Origin of the sequence: Paenibacillus sp. FSL P4-0113 (genome assembly GCF_038009305.1) — a bacterium.
In the GTDB taxonomy this organism is placed as follows: domain Bacteria; phylum Bacillota; class Bacilli; order Paenibacillales; family Paenibacillaceae; genus Paenibacillus; species Paenibacillus polymyxa_D.
In genome coordinates this window covers 1,525,559-1,542,750 of the sequence record NZ_JBBPAZ010000001.1, presented here as the reverse complement: position 1 = coordinate 1,542,750, position 17,192 = coordinate 1,525,559, and the positions used below count along the sequence as shown (strand labels likewise).

16 protein-coding genes and 1 other RNA gene are annotated in these 17,192 nt (G+C 45.4%); 14 read left to right on the top strand and 3 right to left on the bottom strand.

Translation table 11 applies throughout. The annotated features are described in order from the left end of the window. Nucleotides 1-41: 41 nt before the first annotated feature. Together MKX46_RS06360 and rnpB are read left to right on the top strand one after the other, a co-directional pair. Nucleotides 42-608, top strand: a complete 567-nt coding sequence (locus tag MKX46_RS06360; protein WP_029517782.1) for a flavin reductase family protein — start codon at nucleotides 42-44, stop codon at nucleotides 606-608. Between the two features lie 79 nt (nucleotides 609-687). After that, nucleotides 688-1,086: RNase P RNA component class A (rnpB, locus tag MKX46_RS06355), an RNA gene on the top strand. A gap of 415 nt (nucleotides 1,087-1,501) precedes the next feature. Here rnpB and MKX46_RS06350 read toward each other — a convergent pair. Beyond that, on the bottom strand, nucleotides 1,502-2,722 hold the full coding sequence (locus MKX46_RS06350) for an aminotransferase-like domain-containing protein (RefSeq protein WP_318627855.1): 1,221 nt from the start codon (nucleotides 2,720-2,722) through the stop codon (nucleotides 1,502-1,504). Nucleotides 2,723-2,838: 116 nt separating this feature from the next. On the opposite strand from MKX46_RS06350, the gene pdxR reads away from it, so the two are divergent. Continuing rightward, nucleotides 2,839-4,314 (top strand): MocR-like pyridoxine biosynthesis transcription factor PdxR, encoded by a 1,476-nt coding sequence (gene pdxR, locus MKX46_RS06345; RefSeq protein WP_341039649.1) that lies wholly within the window; start codon nucleotides 2,839-2,841, stop codon nucleotides 4,312-4,314. An 88-nt stretch (nucleotides 4,315-4,402) separates the two neighbouring features. Continuing rightward, nucleotides 4,403-4,633, top strand: a complete 231-nt coding sequence (locus tag MKX46_RS06340; protein ID WP_080658632.1) for a hypothetical protein — start codon at nucleotides 4,403-4,405, stop codon at nucleotides 4,631-4,633. Nucleotides 4,634-4,690: 57 nt separating this feature from the next. Here MKX46_RS06340 and MKX46_RS06335 read toward each other — a convergent pair whose 3' ends face one another. Next, complete coding sequence (locus MKX46_RS06335) at nucleotides 4,691-6,571, bottom strand: S8 family peptidase (protein ID WP_341039648.1); 1,881 nt, start codon at nucleotides 6,569-6,571, stop codon at nucleotides 4,691-4,693. A 186-nt stretch (nucleotides 6,572-6,757) separates the two neighbouring features. Between MKX46_RS06335 and MKX46_RS06330 the strand changes: the two genes are divergently transcribed. The 6 genes from MKX46_RS06330 (at nucleotide 6,758) to thiI (ending at nucleotide 11,566) form a co-directional block, all read left to right on the top strand. Further along, complete coding sequence (locus MKX46_RS06330) at nucleotides 6,758-7,264, top strand: YpuI family protein (RefSeq protein WP_341071001.1); 507 nt, start codon at nucleotides 6,758-6,760, stop codon at nucleotides 7,262-7,264. Nucleotides 7,265-7,451: 187 nt separating this feature from the next. Then, nucleotides 7,452-7,679, top strand: a complete 228-nt coding sequence (locus MKX46_RS06325; RefSeq protein WP_029517777.1) for a DUF1540 domain-containing protein — start codon at nucleotides 7,452-7,454, stop codon at nucleotides 7,677-7,679. A gap of 44 nt (nucleotides 7,680-7,723) precedes the next feature. Next, nucleotides 7,724-8,116: a hypothetical protein gene (locus MKX46_RS06320; protein WP_322251723.1), complete on the top strand. Its 393-nt coding sequence runs from the start codon at nucleotides 7,724-7,726 to the stop codon at nucleotides 8,114-8,116. A 222-nt stretch (nucleotides 8,117-8,338) separates the two neighbouring features. Next, the gene (locus MKX46_RS06315) at nucleotides 8,339-9,031 is read left to right on the top strand and encodes a lytic transglycosylase domain-containing protein (RefSeq protein WP_318627858.1); all 693 of its coding nucleotides are present in this window, start codon (nucleotides 8,339-8,341) and stop codon (nucleotides 9,029-9,031) included. 158 nt (nucleotides 9,032-9,189) lie between these two features. Further along, complete coding sequence (locus tag MKX46_RS06310; RefSeq protein ID WP_165149077.1) at nucleotides 9,190-10,338, top strand: cysteine desulfurase family protein; 1,149 nt, start codon at nucleotides 9,190-9,192, stop codon at nucleotides 10,336-10,338. Between the two features lies 1 nt (nucleotide 10,339). Beyond that, nucleotides 10,340-11,566, top strand: coding sequence for a tRNA uracil 4-sulfurtransferase ThiI (thiI, locus tag MKX46_RS06305; protein ID WP_029517773.1), 1,227 nt, complete (start codon nucleotides 10,340-10,342; stop codon nucleotides 11,564-11,566). Between the two features lie 73 nt (nucleotides 11,567-11,639). Here the strand turns inward: thiI and MKX46_RS06300 are convergent, their stop codons facing one another. Beyond that, nucleotides 11,640-12,335: a TerC family protein gene (locus tag MKX46_RS06300; protein WP_341071000.1), complete on the bottom strand. Its 696-nt coding sequence runs from the start codon at nucleotides 12,333-12,335 to the stop codon at nucleotides 11,640-11,642. 216 nt (nucleotides 12,336-12,551) lie between these two features. Between MKX46_RS06300 and MKX46_RS06295 the strand changes: the two genes are divergently transcribed. From MKX46_RS06295 to MKX46_RS06280, 4 genes are all read left to right on the top strand, one after another. Then, the gene (locus tag MKX46_RS06295) at nucleotides 12,552-13,211 is read left to right on the top strand and encodes a TerC family protein (protein ID WP_029517771.1); all 660 of its coding nucleotides are present in this window, start codon (nucleotides 12,552-12,554) and stop codon (nucleotides 13,209-13,211) included. Between the two features lie 94 nt (nucleotides 13,212-13,305). After that, nucleotides 13,306-13,797, top strand: a complete 492-nt coding sequence (locus MKX46_RS06290; RefSeq protein ID WP_029517770.1) for a LiaF transmembrane domain-containing protein — start codon at nucleotides 13,306-13,308, stop codon at nucleotides 13,795-13,797. A 291-nt stretch (nucleotides 13,798-14,088) separates the two neighbouring features. Continuing rightward, the gene (typA, locus tag MKX46_RS06285) at nucleotides 14,089-15,930 is read left to right on the top strand and encodes a translational GTPase TypA (protein ID WP_029517769.1); all 1,842 of its coding nucleotides are present in this window, start codon (nucleotides 14,089-14,091) and stop codon (nucleotides 15,928-15,930) included. A gap of 125 nt (nucleotides 15,931-16,055) precedes the next feature. Beyond that, complete coding sequence (locus tag MKX46_RS06280) at nucleotides 16,056-17,117, top strand: LCP family protein (RefSeq protein WP_029517768.1); 1,062 nt, start codon at nucleotides 16,056-16,058, stop codon at nucleotides 17,115-17,117. Nucleotides 17,118-17,192 lie beyond the last annotated feature (75 nt).

The following is a 17,192-nucleotide window of genomic DNA, read 5'->3' as shown; positions in this document are numbered from 1 at the left end:
AATGAAGATGTTCTATTATTTTTTTCGTAGGGAGAGGTTCTATGCGGACGCTGATAGCTGATTCTGCAATTCATGCCTATCCAGGCATGGTCGCTGTTGTTACTTCCCGCTATGAGGGGGAAAATAATGTAATGGCCTCAGGCTGGCATACCTATATCGGATCATCACCGGGCATGTATGGCATTTCACTGAGGAAGGAAACATATTCTCACGGACTGATCGAGAAAAGCGGAGGCTTTGGTATTCAGTTTCTGCCTGCGCACAGATCGGAATGGATTCAGGCTGTAGGTACCTTTAGTGGTAAAGATGTAGATAAGTTTCAGCAGTTTGGCATTGCATATGAGGATGGAATTTCAGTCAATGTGCCTATATTGCTGGAGGCTTATCTTGCTTATGAGTGTAAAGTCGTGGATATTCATACCTATGGAGATCATGATTGGATCGTCGGTGAAATACAGCAGACCTACCGAGATGATGAACTGTTCCTAGATGAGGACGTTCCTGATTTTAGTAAGCTTTCTATCCCGCTATACGTGGGAAGGTCTGCTTATTATGTGGCGGATGATTCATTGCAGAGAAAGGTACATCCGTTTTATTTGGGCAAGTAAACAGAGATCTATACGTTTTACAATATTTTCAGGGTTGTATCATGCGCGCGTTCCCTGTATACTATGTAATGTTGTTCGGAAAGTTTGACAGACAATCGCTGGTGGCGTAAGCCGCGAGAGGAAAGTCCGGGCTCCATAGGGCAGGATGCTGGATAACGTCCAGTCAGCGCGAGTTGAAGGATAGTGCCACAGAAATGGACCGCCGATGGCCGCTTGCGGCACAGGCAAGGATGGAACCGAGGTGTAAGAGACCCCGAGGAACGCTGGTGACTTCGTTCCTGGTAAACCCCATCTGGAGCAAGACCTAATGGGACACAGCTTCTTCGCGAAGCAGCCTTAGCCCGAGGCGTGTCTAGGTTGGTCGCTGGAGCTGGATAGCAATGTTCGGCCTAGATAGATGATTGTCGCTTGTAGTGGGAGGGTAGTTCCCGTCTGTACCACGAATAGCACAGAACCCGGCTTACGGAAAACTTTCCCCACTGCAACACCTTAAAAAGTATGAATTTAACTTTTGTAAATGACCTGTTTGCATGAAAGCCTTTAATCCAAATGTATTTATTGAATTAAAAAGGGTGTGTCATATTCCTGTGGGAATGATGGCACACCCTTTTTAACATACCGTACTTACGCAGATATAGTGCATTCTTAGAATGAAGCCCCCAGCATAATTACTGTGGGCTTTCATCCTAATTTTTACTTCTCTACCGTAAAACCGTTCGAGAATGAGGCACGTAGTCAGCGTAGCAAACGCATTTGAATCTACGGAGGCGAGGCGTACATCTTTGTCCCAGATTCCAACATGCTATTCAAATTCCAAACGAATCAGAGGGAACAGCGATCGTAAAATCAAATGATTCGTGAAGCGGCCTCACGTACGTGTCCTGCCAACTCCATCATCGCACGCTGTTTACAACACTTTCCTCTGTGTACATCTTCAGTGCCCGATCCAATCGGTCAACTGCTTTTGGAAGCAAGGAAGGATCCGTATGCGTGAAGTTGATTCGCATATGGTTGCTGCCACTTAGGTCAGCATAGAAGACTTGTCCAGGCACAAATGCCACTCCTTCCTGAATTGCGAGTTGCAGCAACCGATCAGAACGGAATCCCTCGGGTAAAGTAACCCACATAAACATACCGCCAAGTGCATCATTCCAGGTGATTCCTTCCCATTGGCGTTCTTTCATCAGCGACGTGAGACGTAGCATACGAGTATGGTACTCAGCAGACACAGTACGAATATGTCCGTCCAAGTCAAAAAAGTCCAATAACTCATTCAAAGCACGTTGATCAATACTGCTGGAGTGCAGATCGGCAGATTGTTTGGCATTGGCGACTTTAACGACAATCGCTTGATTAGCTACCAGCCAACCAGATCGAACACCAGGAGCGACGGTTTTGGAGAATGTAGAAGTGTACATCACATGACCGTCTCCACCTAGCTCTTGATCGATTGAGAAAAGGGATGGAAAGTTAAGGTTTTCGTCAAATTTAAGACGTCCGTAAGGATCATCTTCAAAAATCAAAGTGCCGTATTTACGGCATATTTCAACAACGCCTGTTCTTCGTTCCATACTCCAAACACTTCCTGCCGGGTTGGAGAAGGTTGGGATGACATACACGAATTTAGGCTGATGTTTTTTGATCTTGGCTTCAAGATCTTCTAATCGCATACCGTTAGAGTCTGTATCTACACTTACAATGTTGGCACCATAGGAATTAAATACCTGAAGAGCTGCCAAATAAGTAGGGGACTCCACCAATACAGTATCCTGCGGATCGAGCAATACACGCGAAACCAGATCAATGGTCTGCTGTGAGCCCGTCGTCATGATGATGTTATCTCTGGTGACGGAGATGCCTTGGGATGACATGATTGCTGCAAGACGTTCCCGTAGAGGAATGTAGCCCTCGGTTAGGCCGTATTGAAGAGCGGTAGTACCGCCGAGGCGAAATACCTGCTCATAGGCTTTAGCAACAGCTTCGATGGGGAAAAAGGCATCGGCAGGAAGGCCGCCTGCCAGAGATAACACATCTGTTCCCTGTGTCAGCTTTAAAATGTCCCTTACCATGGACGAGCCCTGAGTACGAGCCATACCCGAAAATTTGTGTTCCAATCCAATCATCTCCTGTGTTCTATACTGTACTATGAAATTTGTTGTATTATATCGATAATGAAGTATAACAGTAAACGTCTAAATGTAACAGTTGATTTTTGGAGGGGACGGTTCCGATGCATATTGATCTCAGCCGCAATAGCAGTGTTAAATTATATTCACAGATTGCCAAAACATTAGCAGATCGCATCCAGTCTGGACTGTTGCCTCAGGGCACAAAGCTTCCCTCTGTCCGTCATTTGTCCAGTTTGCTTGCGGTAAGTCCCGTAACTGTAAGCAAGGCGTATGCTGAGCTGGAGTCTATTAATCTGGTTACCTGTACACAGGGAAAAGGTTGCTATGTAGCAGAGCCTTCGGTAGCTGTTCAACGTGAGGGAGCGCAGGATTTGTCATGGCAAATGTCGCTGATCGATTATTTGCCACGCGCACAGTTATGGAGAAACTTTAACCATAGCAGACAGGTTCCCTATTCTTTTCATATAGCAGCAATTCAACCGGAGCTTCTTCCTACACGCGAAATCATCGCTGATACTCAACGTCTATCCTCTGGAAATCCTGATGCAATGGCAGCATACGGTACTTTTGAAGGTGATTTAGCGCTGAGGGAAGTGTTTGTAGATCACCTGAACGAACGTGGCCTATGCACTGTTGCAGAACAGCTGCTCGTGACCAGTGGTGCCCAACAGGGCATTGACCTGGTGGCACGTACTTTCGTTGGTTCTGGAGATGTTGTCTACATGGAGGCTCCTACATATACGGGGGCCATTGATGTATTTACCAGTCGTGGTGCCAAAGTAATTATGATTCCGATGGATGAGCAGGGCATGCGGATCGATATCCTCACGCGTCTTTGTGATACTCATCCCCCAAAACTGATATACACGATACCCACCTTTCATAATCCTACCGGAGTAACTTTAACGACGGCCAGACGCACACAATTATTGGATCTAGCTCAAAGTTATCATTGCCTCATTGTTGAGGATGATCCATTTTCTGACCTCTACTATAAAACAAAGCCGCCACTCTCTATCAAGGCACATGATCAATCCGGACATGTGATATATATCAAAAGCTTTAGCAAAACCGTTGCTCCCGGCTGCCGTATAGCTTGTGTAGCGGCCACTGGCAGTGTAATGGATCGTTTGGTGGCTGCCAAGTCTACTACGGATTTGGGGAGCCCTCTATTAACGCAAAAAGCGCTATTGCCCTTTATCAGGAACCGTCTTGATCGACATCTTGTCTGGTTGCGGGAACAAATGCGGGATCGGTTGACAGTCGCATTGTATACGCTCCAGCGCTATGCTCCGCCAGAGGTTAGCTGGTATGCTCCCGAAGGCGGCTTAAATGTGTGGATTAAGCTTCCTCCTAATGTTGATATTCCAGAATTGGAGCGGCTGGCTGATCGAGAAGGCGTTTCCTTTTTACCTGGTGCAGTGTGCTATGCAGGTGGTATGGACAGTAATCATATCCGTATTTCTTTTTCGTATGTGGACAAGGAAACACTTATAACAGGTCTTCACAAACTGTGCCGTTTGTTGGGCGAACTGCTTGATCATTCGGTCATTGTTGAACGGAAGCCTATTTTATAAGGGATATTTGTATTAGGGGGTAAACATCCAAGCACAGCACATGCCTTCTTAATATGCTGTACTAATTCACCGAAAGGAGTTGCACATTATGAGTCATTGCCCTTACGACCCGATCGTGTGCCCGCCGATCCAATTTGTAAATCATCAATTTTTCCCACAAGTCGTGCCTGTGGTTCATCCAATTGAGATTGTTAATCAGACGCACATTGTACCTGTACCACATCACGTATTTCCAGTGAGTATAAAGGATCCTGGAGAACCTTGCTGTCATACTCGCAGTCATAGCAAGCGTCCTGTTCGCAGCAGTTCCAAGCGTTAATAAAGCCCAAAAAAGCAGCCATGGAGCAACATGGCTGCTTTTTTCCAATAAGGAATCTTACGTTTCCAGTTTCTTTAAAATAGATTTTAACTTGTCACTTAAATGCTGTGGATAGAATTGCAAAGGAACATATGGACGTTGTGCTGCTTTCAACGCTTTATACACATCAATTTGACCATACCCGAAATATTTGTCATGCCCTGGTGTGCCCAAGTCAATTACGCTGCTTCTCATTAAATCCATAACCTCTTTGTTGGTCAGATCGGGGTTAACGGATCGAATCAGGGCAGCAAGTGCTGATACATGGGGACTGGCCATTGAAGTGCCCGACAGTGCAGCATATTGATTCCCTGGGTACGTACTGGCAATACTTGCACCTGGAGCCATGACGTCTACATAATCTCCATAGTTAGAAAAGGATGCACGGTGCATAGAAGAATCTGTAGCGGAAACGGCAAACACTTCAGGATACGCTGCTGGATACCCAGGCCGTTCCGTATTGTCATTGCCTGTGGCTGCAATTAATACGACATCTTTATCATAGGCGTATTTGATCGCATCATGCAAAAATTCAGCTTGTGCGTAATTGCCCAGACTTAAATTGATAACCTTGGCACCGTGATCAGCTGCCCAGATAATACCTTCTGCAACCGAGTAAGTCGTACCGGAGCCGGATTGGTCAAGTACCTTGATCGGCATGACTTTGTTGTACCATGTCATGCCAGCGACCCCCTCACCATTATTCACGAGGGCAGAAATGATGCCGGCGACGTGCGTTCCATGACCGACGTCATCATAAGGCTTTTCAGACGGGTTTACCACGTTATGACCTGAAAGGATTTGACCTTTTAGGTCGGGGTGATCCAAATCTACTCCCGTATCTACGACAGCGACAATTACGTCCTTGCTGCCTTTGCTTAATTTCCAACCTCGGTTGGTTTCAGTTGCCGGCAGATTCCATTGATAGCGGGAAAAGAGCAAATCATTGGGAATAGAGCTGTCCGCTTTGATAGGTGTGCTCTCATTGGTTAGATACATATAGTGAGGTTCCGTATAAAGCGGGTTCCACTTTCTTGAAAAATATTGCTTTAGCTCCTTAAAGTTCATCTTATCCGAATGAAATACATAGGTATAACCAAGCTTGCGGCCTGGCGCACAGTGTAAATCTGCTGCAATTTCCTGCAGTTGTCGTGAATCAGGATTATGATGGAAGCGAACGACAATTTCATTTTCAAAATAATGGCTTGCATTTTCGTTGTCGTGGCCCGTCTTGACAGTAATATCGTGCAATGTGTCGGGATGTACGGATTCGATTTTGTAGCTGCCTTCTTTTGGATAGGGAATCAAACGCAAATTTTTCCGCTGATGCTTCTCCACGTCACGCAATACTTGCTGACTGACCAGAGCAGCAACGCCGCATGTTCCGTCAGCCGATGGTTCTGCCATGACAAAATATTTACCGCCTTCAGCCTGAAATGCAGCAGATTCGTAGGATTTATTTTGCATGACGGAACGGCGAGCCGCAGCCAAGCTGCTTTTAATTTGAGGATGACTGAGCAGACGAGTTTGTGCTTTGCTGCCCGTGTAGGTGTTCGTATTCCCGTCGCTTGTGTGAATCCACTGTAACGTATGAAGATGACTGTGCGATTGCTGTAGCGTGCGGGTAAATTCCCTTTTCTGATCAGCAGTTTTACCATCAAGTTCCCGCATCACGTACTGAATATCCTGCCTTGCATCCATGCGTGTGAGGGTATCCGTAGCGGACAGGTCCAAAGCCAACATTCCTTTTTTGAGTTGCTTCTCTTGCTGTGGCACCATCTTGGCCGTATATTCGGGCTGCGGTGTATGGCGGTGATCACGGGAAGGCAGCATCAGTGTGATGAGAAGCACCCCGGCAGCTGCTCCTAGCAGGGGTTTTAACCATTTTCGCCGAGACATGGGACCGTCCTCCTTGAGTAATCATAAATTTATGGTTTAGCGTGAGGAGGTTGGCATGTTTTTATACCTTTCAATGCTTATTTGTGGTAGGATAAATACTGAAAATTACAGCTCTTTCGGTTAGAAGGGACTATTTTCGGGTAACCAAATTGATGAACAAGCAACAAATAAGGGGGAGCTGCCTTGATGTCAGCAGTCAACGTACAAAAATTATGTGAGTCGGCGCAGGAGAGACTGAAAACTGCCGTGAAACGGGTGGAAACATTCCTCAATGAGCATGCTCTGCCGCAACTGGCTGCAGATAGCAATGAGGAGTCCGTGCTCTTTTACAAAGGCTTTTTGTCGGATCTCCGTCATGTCCTTGTTTTTTCCGAAGTATCTTATGAAAAGTTGGGCGTGGCTTTACGCCGTGCCAATTTTGACGTCGATTTTGCGGAAAAGGCATTGTATAACGTTTACCATGACTGCGTGAACAGCTTTTTTTATCCCAAAAATGAATCTTACGCAGAGGATGGACGCTATGCGTATACGGGACAAGATGCTATCCGCTTCCGTAAAACGCCGGTACCAGCCGCTCGCGAAGTGATCATGGACATTACGAAAAATTTTGAAGAATTGCGTGATGATCTGACTTATTATGAAAGTGACTATTTGACTCAGCGCCGGATGCAGACTCGCCGTACTCATGCCTAAAGCATTCAACGGGGAAGATCATTTCTAATCAAAAACTAAAACAAGACAAGCAAGCCGTTTTCTACTTGCTTCCTGCCATTTTGGAGGAGGTGAAGGAAGCGGCTTTTTTCGTATGTCACCAACTGCCATATACCATAAACGCATAGGTGCAGGATAGCGGGGGGACAATGAATCCGAGGTGATGATCATGAGCCAAGAGGCCAAGCCAATCGTTAAGTGTAGCGTAGCCAATTGCCATTATTGGGGAGAAAACAACTTGTGCAAGGCAGATTTGATCATGATTGAAGTTGATGGTCATGCCGGAAAAAAATTTAAAGAAGAATATGCGGGGGAAAGCTTCAGTTCAGAAGAACGTGATAAGGCCGACACGTCAGCCGCAACCTGTTGCCACACTTTTAAACCGAAGTCCGTGTAAATTTTATTACGCGATTCATTTTGCATTTGGAGGTGCAGTTTATTATGGAAGATCATGAAAACGACAAGCATCAGAATGAAGAGCATGTTAGCCGCAAACGTGTAGATTACCCCCGTCACATTCATGAACGATCTGCCAAGCGCCGTAATGATCGTGAGGAATATGCAGCAGAGGTTGCTCCCGGCTCAGTTGCGACTCGACATGAGGTCAAGGGTGAAGAGCAAGTTATAAACAATAGTGGTCGTATTTCTGGCTATGTTGGTCTGGCTGCGGGAATTGCCTCATTGTTTATGTGGTCCATTGTTCTGGGGCCTATTGCTGCAGTTTTAGGCTTTTTTGCTTATGTGAATGGCAGCAAAACGACCGGCATTTGGTCGATTGGTCTTGGGGCGCTGGCGACATTGAGTTATTTTGCTTTTATCCCGTTCGTTCGCTGACCTTGCTGGAGGAAAAAGTACAGTTTTCTTTTGTATATCCGAGAAAAATCATCTTAGTGATATAATTACATTTAAGCTGATCTATAAAGCTCCGCTGTCTTTTCGACAGAAACGGAGCTTTTTTTCATTAAAAGGTATGGAAGTACATAGTAAAAAGTTGTATCATAGCAGTAACGACAAGCTATTTGGGATATAACAACTATAGAAAGTTGGGAACACCACATGCAAATTGATCCGCGCGTGTCCAAGTCCATGTTAGACATGCAGCTGTTAAATAATATGAGTGCTACAACCCAGACGGGGACAACGGACGCTTTTTCCGGATTACTGGAACAAGTAGGTCAGTTGGAAACAGATGGTGCTGTGACTCGAGAAAATTCAAGTGATGTTACCAGAGACGAAAATGGTTTGCTTTGGCTTCAATTGGGACCTTCGAGGGGAACGGCTTCGTCATTGTATCCCGCTCCTTCCAGCACAGCAACAGACGGACCTACAACACCTACGGCATATGATGATTTGATTAACGAGGCTAGTCAGAAATACGGCGTTCCAGTAGCGTTGATTAAAGCAGTTATTGATACGGAATCTTCATTCAATCCGTCGGTCACTTCTTCGGCCGGGGCCAAAGGGCTTATGCAACTTATGGATGCTACGGCTCAAGGTCTGGGAGTCAGTGACCCGTATGATCCTGGACAAAATATTGATGCTGGAGTTCGTTATTTGTCTTATCAGATTAAACGTTTTAACGGACAAGAAAATATGGCGCTGGCTGCATATAATGCAGGTCCCGGACGGGTGCAGCGGCTTGGTGTAAGTAGTGATGAACAGTTAATGTCTGTACTGGATAAGCTTCCGCTGGAAACGCAAAGATATATTAACAAGATTCAAAATGCACGTGAAAAATATACGATCTAAGCCCTATAGCTTATAACGAAAAAAGTGCGTAATTTCAATTTAGATTAGGTCCGCAGAACAGGGTCAATATGGGGAAAGGGTGTCGCTATAATGTAGCGACCTTTCCCTATTTTGGTCTTTTTTTGTTGCAGCAGTTGTAGGGTAGAAAGGGGAGTTTAATGAAATATTTTGATTATGCCGCGACAACTCCGCCTTTTGAAGAGGTGATTACAACCGTTGCCGAGATCATGAGACGCCACTATGGCAATCCATCTTCGATGCATCGGTATGGAGAGGATGCGGATAAGTTGCTTAAGCGTTCGCGCGAAGTATGTGCTGCGGCTTTGGGAGTGTATCCATCAGAGATTGTCTTCACATCTGGGGCAACGGAAAGCAACAATCTTGCTATTAAGGGAGTAGCTTTGCAGTATCAGACCAGAGGCAAGCATATTGTTACTGTATCGACAGAACACCCGTCTGTGTATGAAGCTTGCAGACAACTGACAAATCTGGGTTTTGAGGTTACATTTTTACCTGTCGATGCAGAAGGGCATGTGAGCGCCGAACAGGTTTGTGCCGCTGTCCGTAAAGATACGATTTTAGTCAGTATTATGCATGTCAATAATGAGACGGGAAGGGTGCAACCGGTGCACGATATCGGAGCTGCGCTGAAGAAACAGTTCCCCCGTATTCTATTTCATATTGACGGTGTACAAGGGTTTGGAAAGCTGCCGGTTGATATCCGGGGCTGGCAGGCTGATCTGTACAGCCTCTCTGCGCATAAGCTGCGTGGACCTAAAGGTGCTGGACTACTATTCGTTCGGGAAGGTGTAGAGGTTTTCCCACTGCATAGTGGCGGCTCTCAGGAGCAGGGTTTTCGTGCAGGTACGGAAAATGTGCCACTGCTTGTTGGTATGTCCAAAGCGGTACGACTAGCGGGCGAACGACAAGCAGAAACAGCACGACGTATGACCGAGTGGAGAGAACGGGTGGTCGCAGAAGTGCAGACAATCCCTCAACTGCGGCTAAACAGCGGGGAGGAAGCACCGCATATTGTCCACTTTTCGTATCCGGGTATGAAGGCCGAGGTGCTGCTGCATACGCTGGAGCAACTAGGTGTGGCCGTATCCACCAAATCGGCTTGTTCTTCGAAGTTGGCCGAGCCCAGCCGGGTGCTGCAGGCGATGGGCCGCAATGAGGCAGAAGCATCTGGCGGCATTCGTATCAGCTTCGGTGACGAGCATACGGAACAGGATATTGACGAGCTTATACTTGCACTGCAACAGGCTGTAGCCAAGCTGGAATCCCTTGAAAGGTGGAAACGTTAAAATGCACTATGATATGCTGTTACTTCGCTTCGGTGAATTTACATTAAAAGGGAAGAATCGAACTCGTTTTGAAAAGGCAGTACTGAATCACGTGAAGCTGCTGCTCAAGCCGTTTCCCGGCGCTTCTTTGCGGAAGGAATTTGGACGGATTTATGTGGTACTCGGAGGAGAGCCTTATGAACAGATCATTCAAGTGTTACAAAAAGTGTTTGGCATCACGACAATAAGTCCTGTCAAAATGGCTCCTGTCGAGCTGGGTGCTATAATTGAGACCGCTGTAGCTTTGATGCGTGAGCTGAATGTGGCCGAGGGAACGACTTTCAAGGTAAATGCCCGCAGAGTGTGGAAGGAGTTTGCTCATTCCTCACAAGAGATGAACCATTTAATTGGTTCTCCTATTTTGCGAGAGTTTCAAGCGTTGAGGGTCGATGTGCATCAACCAGATATTGAGTTGCGTGTGGAGGTCAGAGAGCAGGCGGCCTATATATTCAGCGATGTTATTATGGCTGTAGGGGGCTTTCCGTTAGGAACGAACGGTAAAGCTATGCTGCTGCTGTCTGGTGGAATCGACAGCCCGGTAGCAGGATGGTCTTCCATGCGTAGAGGACTGGAAATTGAATGTGTACATTTTTATAGCTATCCGTTTACAAGTGAGCGTGCGAAAGAAAAGGTCATTGAATTGGCAAGGGTATTAGCAGGCTATGCAGGGCGGATCAAAATCCACCTTGTACCGTTTACAGAGGTGCAGACGGCCTTTACGCGCACTGGACAGGACAATCTGATTATAACGCTAATGAGACGGTCTATGCTGCGAATTGCAACGATGCTGGCTGAGCGTGAAGGAGCGCTGGCACTCGTGACGGGTGACAGTCTGGGTCAAGTTGCTAGTCAAACGTTATCCAGCATGAATGTGATTGGCCGTTCAACAGAATTACCATTGCTGCGACCTCTCGTCATGATGGATAAGCAGGAGATCACGGAAATCGCTAAGCGAATTGGCACCTACGATTTATCCATCCTTCCATATGAAGATTGCTGCACATTGTTTGTTCCTAAATCCCCAACGACCAATCCAAATTTGTGGGTTGTTCAAAAGATTGAAGCCTCTATTCGGGATTTAAATGCCTTGATTGAACAGGCTGTGGCTGCAACGGAAACGCTTGTCCTGGAGTCAGGCGGAGCTATAGAGGGGCGTAATGAGGAAGTTATACAGGAAGATTGGTTTTAAACAAAAAGGCAGACCCACTGTTATTATGGGGTCTGCCTTTTTTGATTTTAGTTAAAACAGTTTTTGAAGCATTTTAAACAGCTTTTTCTCGACTGGACATTGCTTTGCGATTTTGAAGATATCCCGTGAGCAAAATACCAGCCATAACTGTAGCAATAAACAAGATACGCAGCGCAGGGTGCTCGGTAAAGTAAGGTACCAGCTTACGTTCTTCAGTAATCATATTAGAGGCCGTATAACCAAGTACAGCCGATCCCAAATAGATAATCCAGGGGAATTTATTGATCAGTTTGATAAAAAGAGTGCTTCCCCATACCACGATTGGCACGCTGATTAACAGGCCCAGCACTGCAAGTAGCAAATGCTGCTGGGCAGCGCCAGCAACAGCAATCACATTGTCCAGACCCATAGCCGCATCGGCTACAACAATCGTGCGGATAGCACCCCATAATGTTGTTCCCGCTTTGACTTCGGTATGGTCCTCCTGGTCTACGAGCAACTTATACGCAATCCAGACTAACATAATCCCCCCGATGAGTAACAACCACGGTACTTGAAGCAGCCAGAGTACCACAATGGTGGCTGCTATGCGAATAAGCAGGGCACCACCGGTGCCGTACAGTATCGCTTTTTTTTGCGTTGCAGGAGGCAGCTTTCTGGCGGCAAGTCCAATTACAATCGCATTATCCCCTGCGAGCAGAAGATCAATAAATATCACATTAAGCAGTAGCCAAAAGAACTGAAGTCCGGACATATCAATCGTTCTCATCTCCCTGATTAAACATCCTAAAATCGTTGTATGTGTTTATTTTAATACCCGTTTTCCGGAAATACGATTCATTATATGGCTGTTTGTTATTGATTTCAAGGTCTTTACTCAACGAATTTGACATCATTTTTTAATAAAGGATGACTTATTTGACAAAGCTTATAAGCATAGCCTCGTCCTATTTCGCATACAAGTAGGATGGGGGTGTTTGTACACATGGAGCATATCATTTTGCTGTTGAAAATATTAATGATTAATTTGGTGTTAAGCGGTGATAATGCGGTTGTTATAGCCATGGCGAGCAAAAATTTGCCTGCAAGGCAGCGGAGTCAAGCTATATGGTGGGGGGCAGTCGGTGCAGTCCTCCTGCGCTGTGTTTTGACTTTTGTAGCTGTCATTTTGCTGGGCATACCCTTTATTCAGGCGGCAGGTGGTCTACTTCTGTTATGGATTGCGTTTAAGCTGCTTTATGAGAGTGAGGATCATGTAGGAGTCAGAGCAGAAACAACCATATGGAAGGCTATACAGGTGATTCTGGTAGCGGACTTTGTGATGAGTCTAGATAACGTATTAGCTATTGCAGCACTAGCAGATGGGGATATCGCCATTATTGTCATTGGTATTGCAATTAGCATTCCGATAGTTGTCTGGGGCAGCAACGTAATTGCGATCTGGCTTCACCGGTTCCCTGTACTTGTTTTGCTCGGATCTGCAATCCTGGCTTTTACGGCAGGAGAAATGCTACTGCGTGATCCCCGATTGGGTGTATGGTTAGCAGGTACGGGAGAGCTTATACATGCATGGTTACCAGGACTCTTAGCCTCAGCAGTTGTGATTGCAGGAATATATCGTCAGCTACGTGCTCATCATATTTGAACGTAGTTTTTTTGGAAAACATCGGCTAAAATATACTTAAAAACAATCACATTAAGCGACCTAAAAACAAATTCAGCAAACAAAGGAGACCACGATGAATTCCGGAAAAGAGCGTATGATCGGAGTGGGCATTGTTGCCGTAGGACTGATTATTTTGTTGGGGAAACTGGGGACGTTCTCCTTCTTGGGACGAAACTTTTGGCCTTTGCTGTTTTTAATACCTGGAATCGTACTGCATGCAATGTACATGAAGCGTAAAGTTTCACCCTTTATGTTGCTGCCAGCAGGGATTTTATCGGTTTATGGCTTCTTATTTTTGCTCTGCAATATTTGGGGCTGGAATTTAATGGCCTATTTATGGCCTTTGTTACTTCTAGGTGTGGCGGTTGGATTATGGGAGTACGCCATTAATGATATTTCGCTTTCTCGTAATGTATATACGGGGGGCGTGATATTGGGCTTGGTATCGGTGTTTTTATTGGTCATTACCCTGTTAAGAACGGGTATCATATATGTTATTGCAGTTTTACTGATCGGCGCTGGAATCTGGTTGGTCGTAAACAACCGTGGCAAACGCAAATGGTAAACGACAAGCAATGAGATTTTATGGCGGTAAATTACGGAACAGGCAATAATGTCTTGCTTTATGACATATTTCAACTATAATATAATGGATATGATAAGAGCGTCGGAATGATTTCTGACGCTTATTTTAAGGTTTTCACGCGAATCGGAGAGAGAAGCTGTCTGTACAAAGCCTGAAACATATAGAAGGCTGGCAGGGAGTGGGCCTAAAGAACGATTGTTAGCCTTGAATCAGCACTGCTTCAGGATAGAGACACTATTTTGATATACGGAAAGGATATGGATACAAACCATGCATGCTAGAGAAAACATTCGCAATATTGCGATTATTGCCCACGTCGACCACGGAAAAACGACGCTTGTCGACAAGCTGCTTCAACAGTCCGGAACATTTAGAGAACACGAGGCTGTTCAGGAGCGCGCCATGGACTCCAACGATCTGGAGCGTGAACGCGGTATTACGATTTTGGCTAAAAATACAGCTATCACTTACAAAGATTATCTGATTAACATTGTAGATACACCAGGACACGCCGACTTTGGTGGCGAAGTGGAACGGATTATGAAAATGGTTGACGGTGTTTTGCTTGTCGTAGATGCTTACGAAGGTTGCATGCCGCAAACGAAATTCGTACTGCGTAAAGCGCTGGAACAAAATCTGACGCCTATCGTTGTAGTGAACAAAATTGACCGTCCGGCGGCTCGTCCGGCAGAAGTTATTGACGAAGTACTGGATCTGTTCATCGAGCTGGGTGCGAATGATGAGCAACTGGAATTCCCTGTTGTGTACGCTTCGGCGCTGAACGGAACATCCAGCATGGATGCTGAAAAGCAAGACGATAACATGCAAGCATTGTACGAAACAGTTGTAGAGCATATTCCGGCTCCAACTGAGAATGTAGATGAGCCTCTTCAATTCCTCGTAACACTGATGGATTATAACGAATACCTTGGCCGAATTGCAGTAGGTCGTGTAAACCGCGGTATCATCAAGCAGGGGCAAGCAGTCACAGTTATGCAACGTGATGGTAGTAGTAAATCGGCGCGTATTGAGAAGCTGTTCGGCTTCCAAGGCCTGAAACGTATTGAAACGGATCAAGCGGGCGCTGGTGACATTGTAGCGATTGCGGGAATTAAAGATATCAACATTGGTGAAACCATTGCTGATCCAAACCATCCTGAAGCGCTGCCTGTACTGAAGATTGATGAGCCGACACTGCAAATGACCTTCTTGGTTAACAACAGCCCATTCGCAGGTCGCGATGGTAAGTGGGTAACATCCCGTAAATTGCGTGAGCGTCTTCTGAAAGAACTCGAAACGGACGTCAGCTTACGTGTTGATGAAACGGATAGCCCGGACGCCTTTATTGTATCCGGACGTGGTGAGTTGCATCTGGGTATCTTGATTGAAAACATGCGTCGTGAAGGTTACGAACTGCAAGTGTCCAAACCGGAAGTTATCGTCAAGGAAATTGATGGTAAGAAAATGGAGCCAATCGAACGTCTCCTTATTGATATTCCGGAAGAAAGCATGGGCGCAGTTATGGAAAGTTTGGGCTCCCGTAAAGCCGAAATGGTTAACATGATTAATAACGGCACCGGACAAGTTCGCTTGGAATTCCTGATCCCTGCACGTGGTCTGATCGGCTACACTACAAACTTCCTGACTTTGACTCGTGGTTATGGCGTAATGAACCATGCGTTTGACAGCTATGGACCATTTGTTGGCGGTCAAGTAGGTGGACGTCATCAGGGTGTACTCGTGTCAACAGAAAACGGCAGCTCTACATTTTATGGTATGCTGGGCGTAGAAGATCGCGGTATTTTGTTCCTAGAGCCAGGTACTGAAATCTATGAGGGTATGATCGTTGGAGAGCACACACGTGATAACGACATCGTCGTTAACATTTGTAAAGAAAAACAACTGACAAACGTTCGTTCAGCAACAAAAGACGATACAGTTAAACTGAAAACACCTGTAATCTTCTCTTTGGAGCAAGCGCTCGAATACCTGAATGATGACGAGTATTGCGAAATTACACCTAATGCCATCCGTTTGCGTAAAAAGATTTTGAACAAAGGTGAACGCGAGCGTGCAGAGAAGCAACGTAAAACAGCACAAGCAAATATGTAATTGATTGGATTGGTCTTTGGCCACAGCGGCGACGCCCGGGAACGGGATGCGCCGCTGTGTGTGTTTTAGGATTGTAAACTTGGAGAAAGCTATATTTCTCAAAACGCAGGAAAAGGTGTTGAAGCATGAGTAATCTTTCGAACGGATTGCCTCCCCGGACACAAACTGGGAAAAAATCCGCCAAACCGAAAAAAACGAAAAAGAAAAAAAGCTTTTTCAGATCGTTTATGAAGTTTGTCTTGTTTCTGCTCATTATAGGTATTTTAGCAGCAGGTGGTTATACCTACTATCTTTACAATCAGGTAGAGGAAGTTTTGGATACGGGGATCAACAAGGAAGTACCCAAAACACAATTGGCAGAAACTAAGCCTTTGACTATCTTATTGCTAGGAACCGATTACCGCCCTGATCATCCGACTTATTTGTCCGACGTTATTATGGTAGCTACATTGAACCCCAATACTAAATCGTCTACCATCGTGTCCCTACCGCGCGATACGCGTCTAGAAATGGATGGATATAAACCTCGCAAGTTGAATGAGTATTATCCGGTGTTTAAGGCTAGAGAAAAAGAATCTGGTGAAGTTGCTGAAGAACAGATGAAGAAGATGATCGGCAAATATTTAAACATTGATATCGATTATGTGACGGTTATTAACTTCCAGGGCTTTAGAGATGTAGTAGATAATTTGGGTGGCGTAGATGTGACGGTTGATAAAAACATGTGTTATCGTGACCGTGCAGATGGTACCGATATTAATCTGACAGCTGGAGCCAAGCATTTGAACGGTGACCAGGCTCTTGATTTTGTTCGCTACCGCAAATCGAATTGTCGTCCGAGAACAGCTGAATCTGACGATTTTGATCGCAATCGTCGACAAAATCAGGTGCTTCATTCTCTAATTGACCAAATGCAATCCTTTAACGCTTTGACCAAGTTTAGTGCAATTATTAAATCGGTTGATAAGAATATGATGACAGATATTGAGTCACAGCAAATGAAGAATATCGTACAAACCTATTGGAATATTTCCAAGCAAAATGTGAAATACAATCCGGTAGCGGGAACATGGCGTAGCCCGTATGTGTACATTGATGAGCAACAGCTCGATTTGGCCAAACAAGCGCTACAAGAGGAGTTAGCTAAAAAAGTAAGCGACAATACCGCAGCTTCTTCCAATTCCTGAGTATGTATATTTCTTCCCGCTTATGTTATACTCGCAGCGAGTAAAGCTCTTATATAACATAAGGGGGTTGAGGTA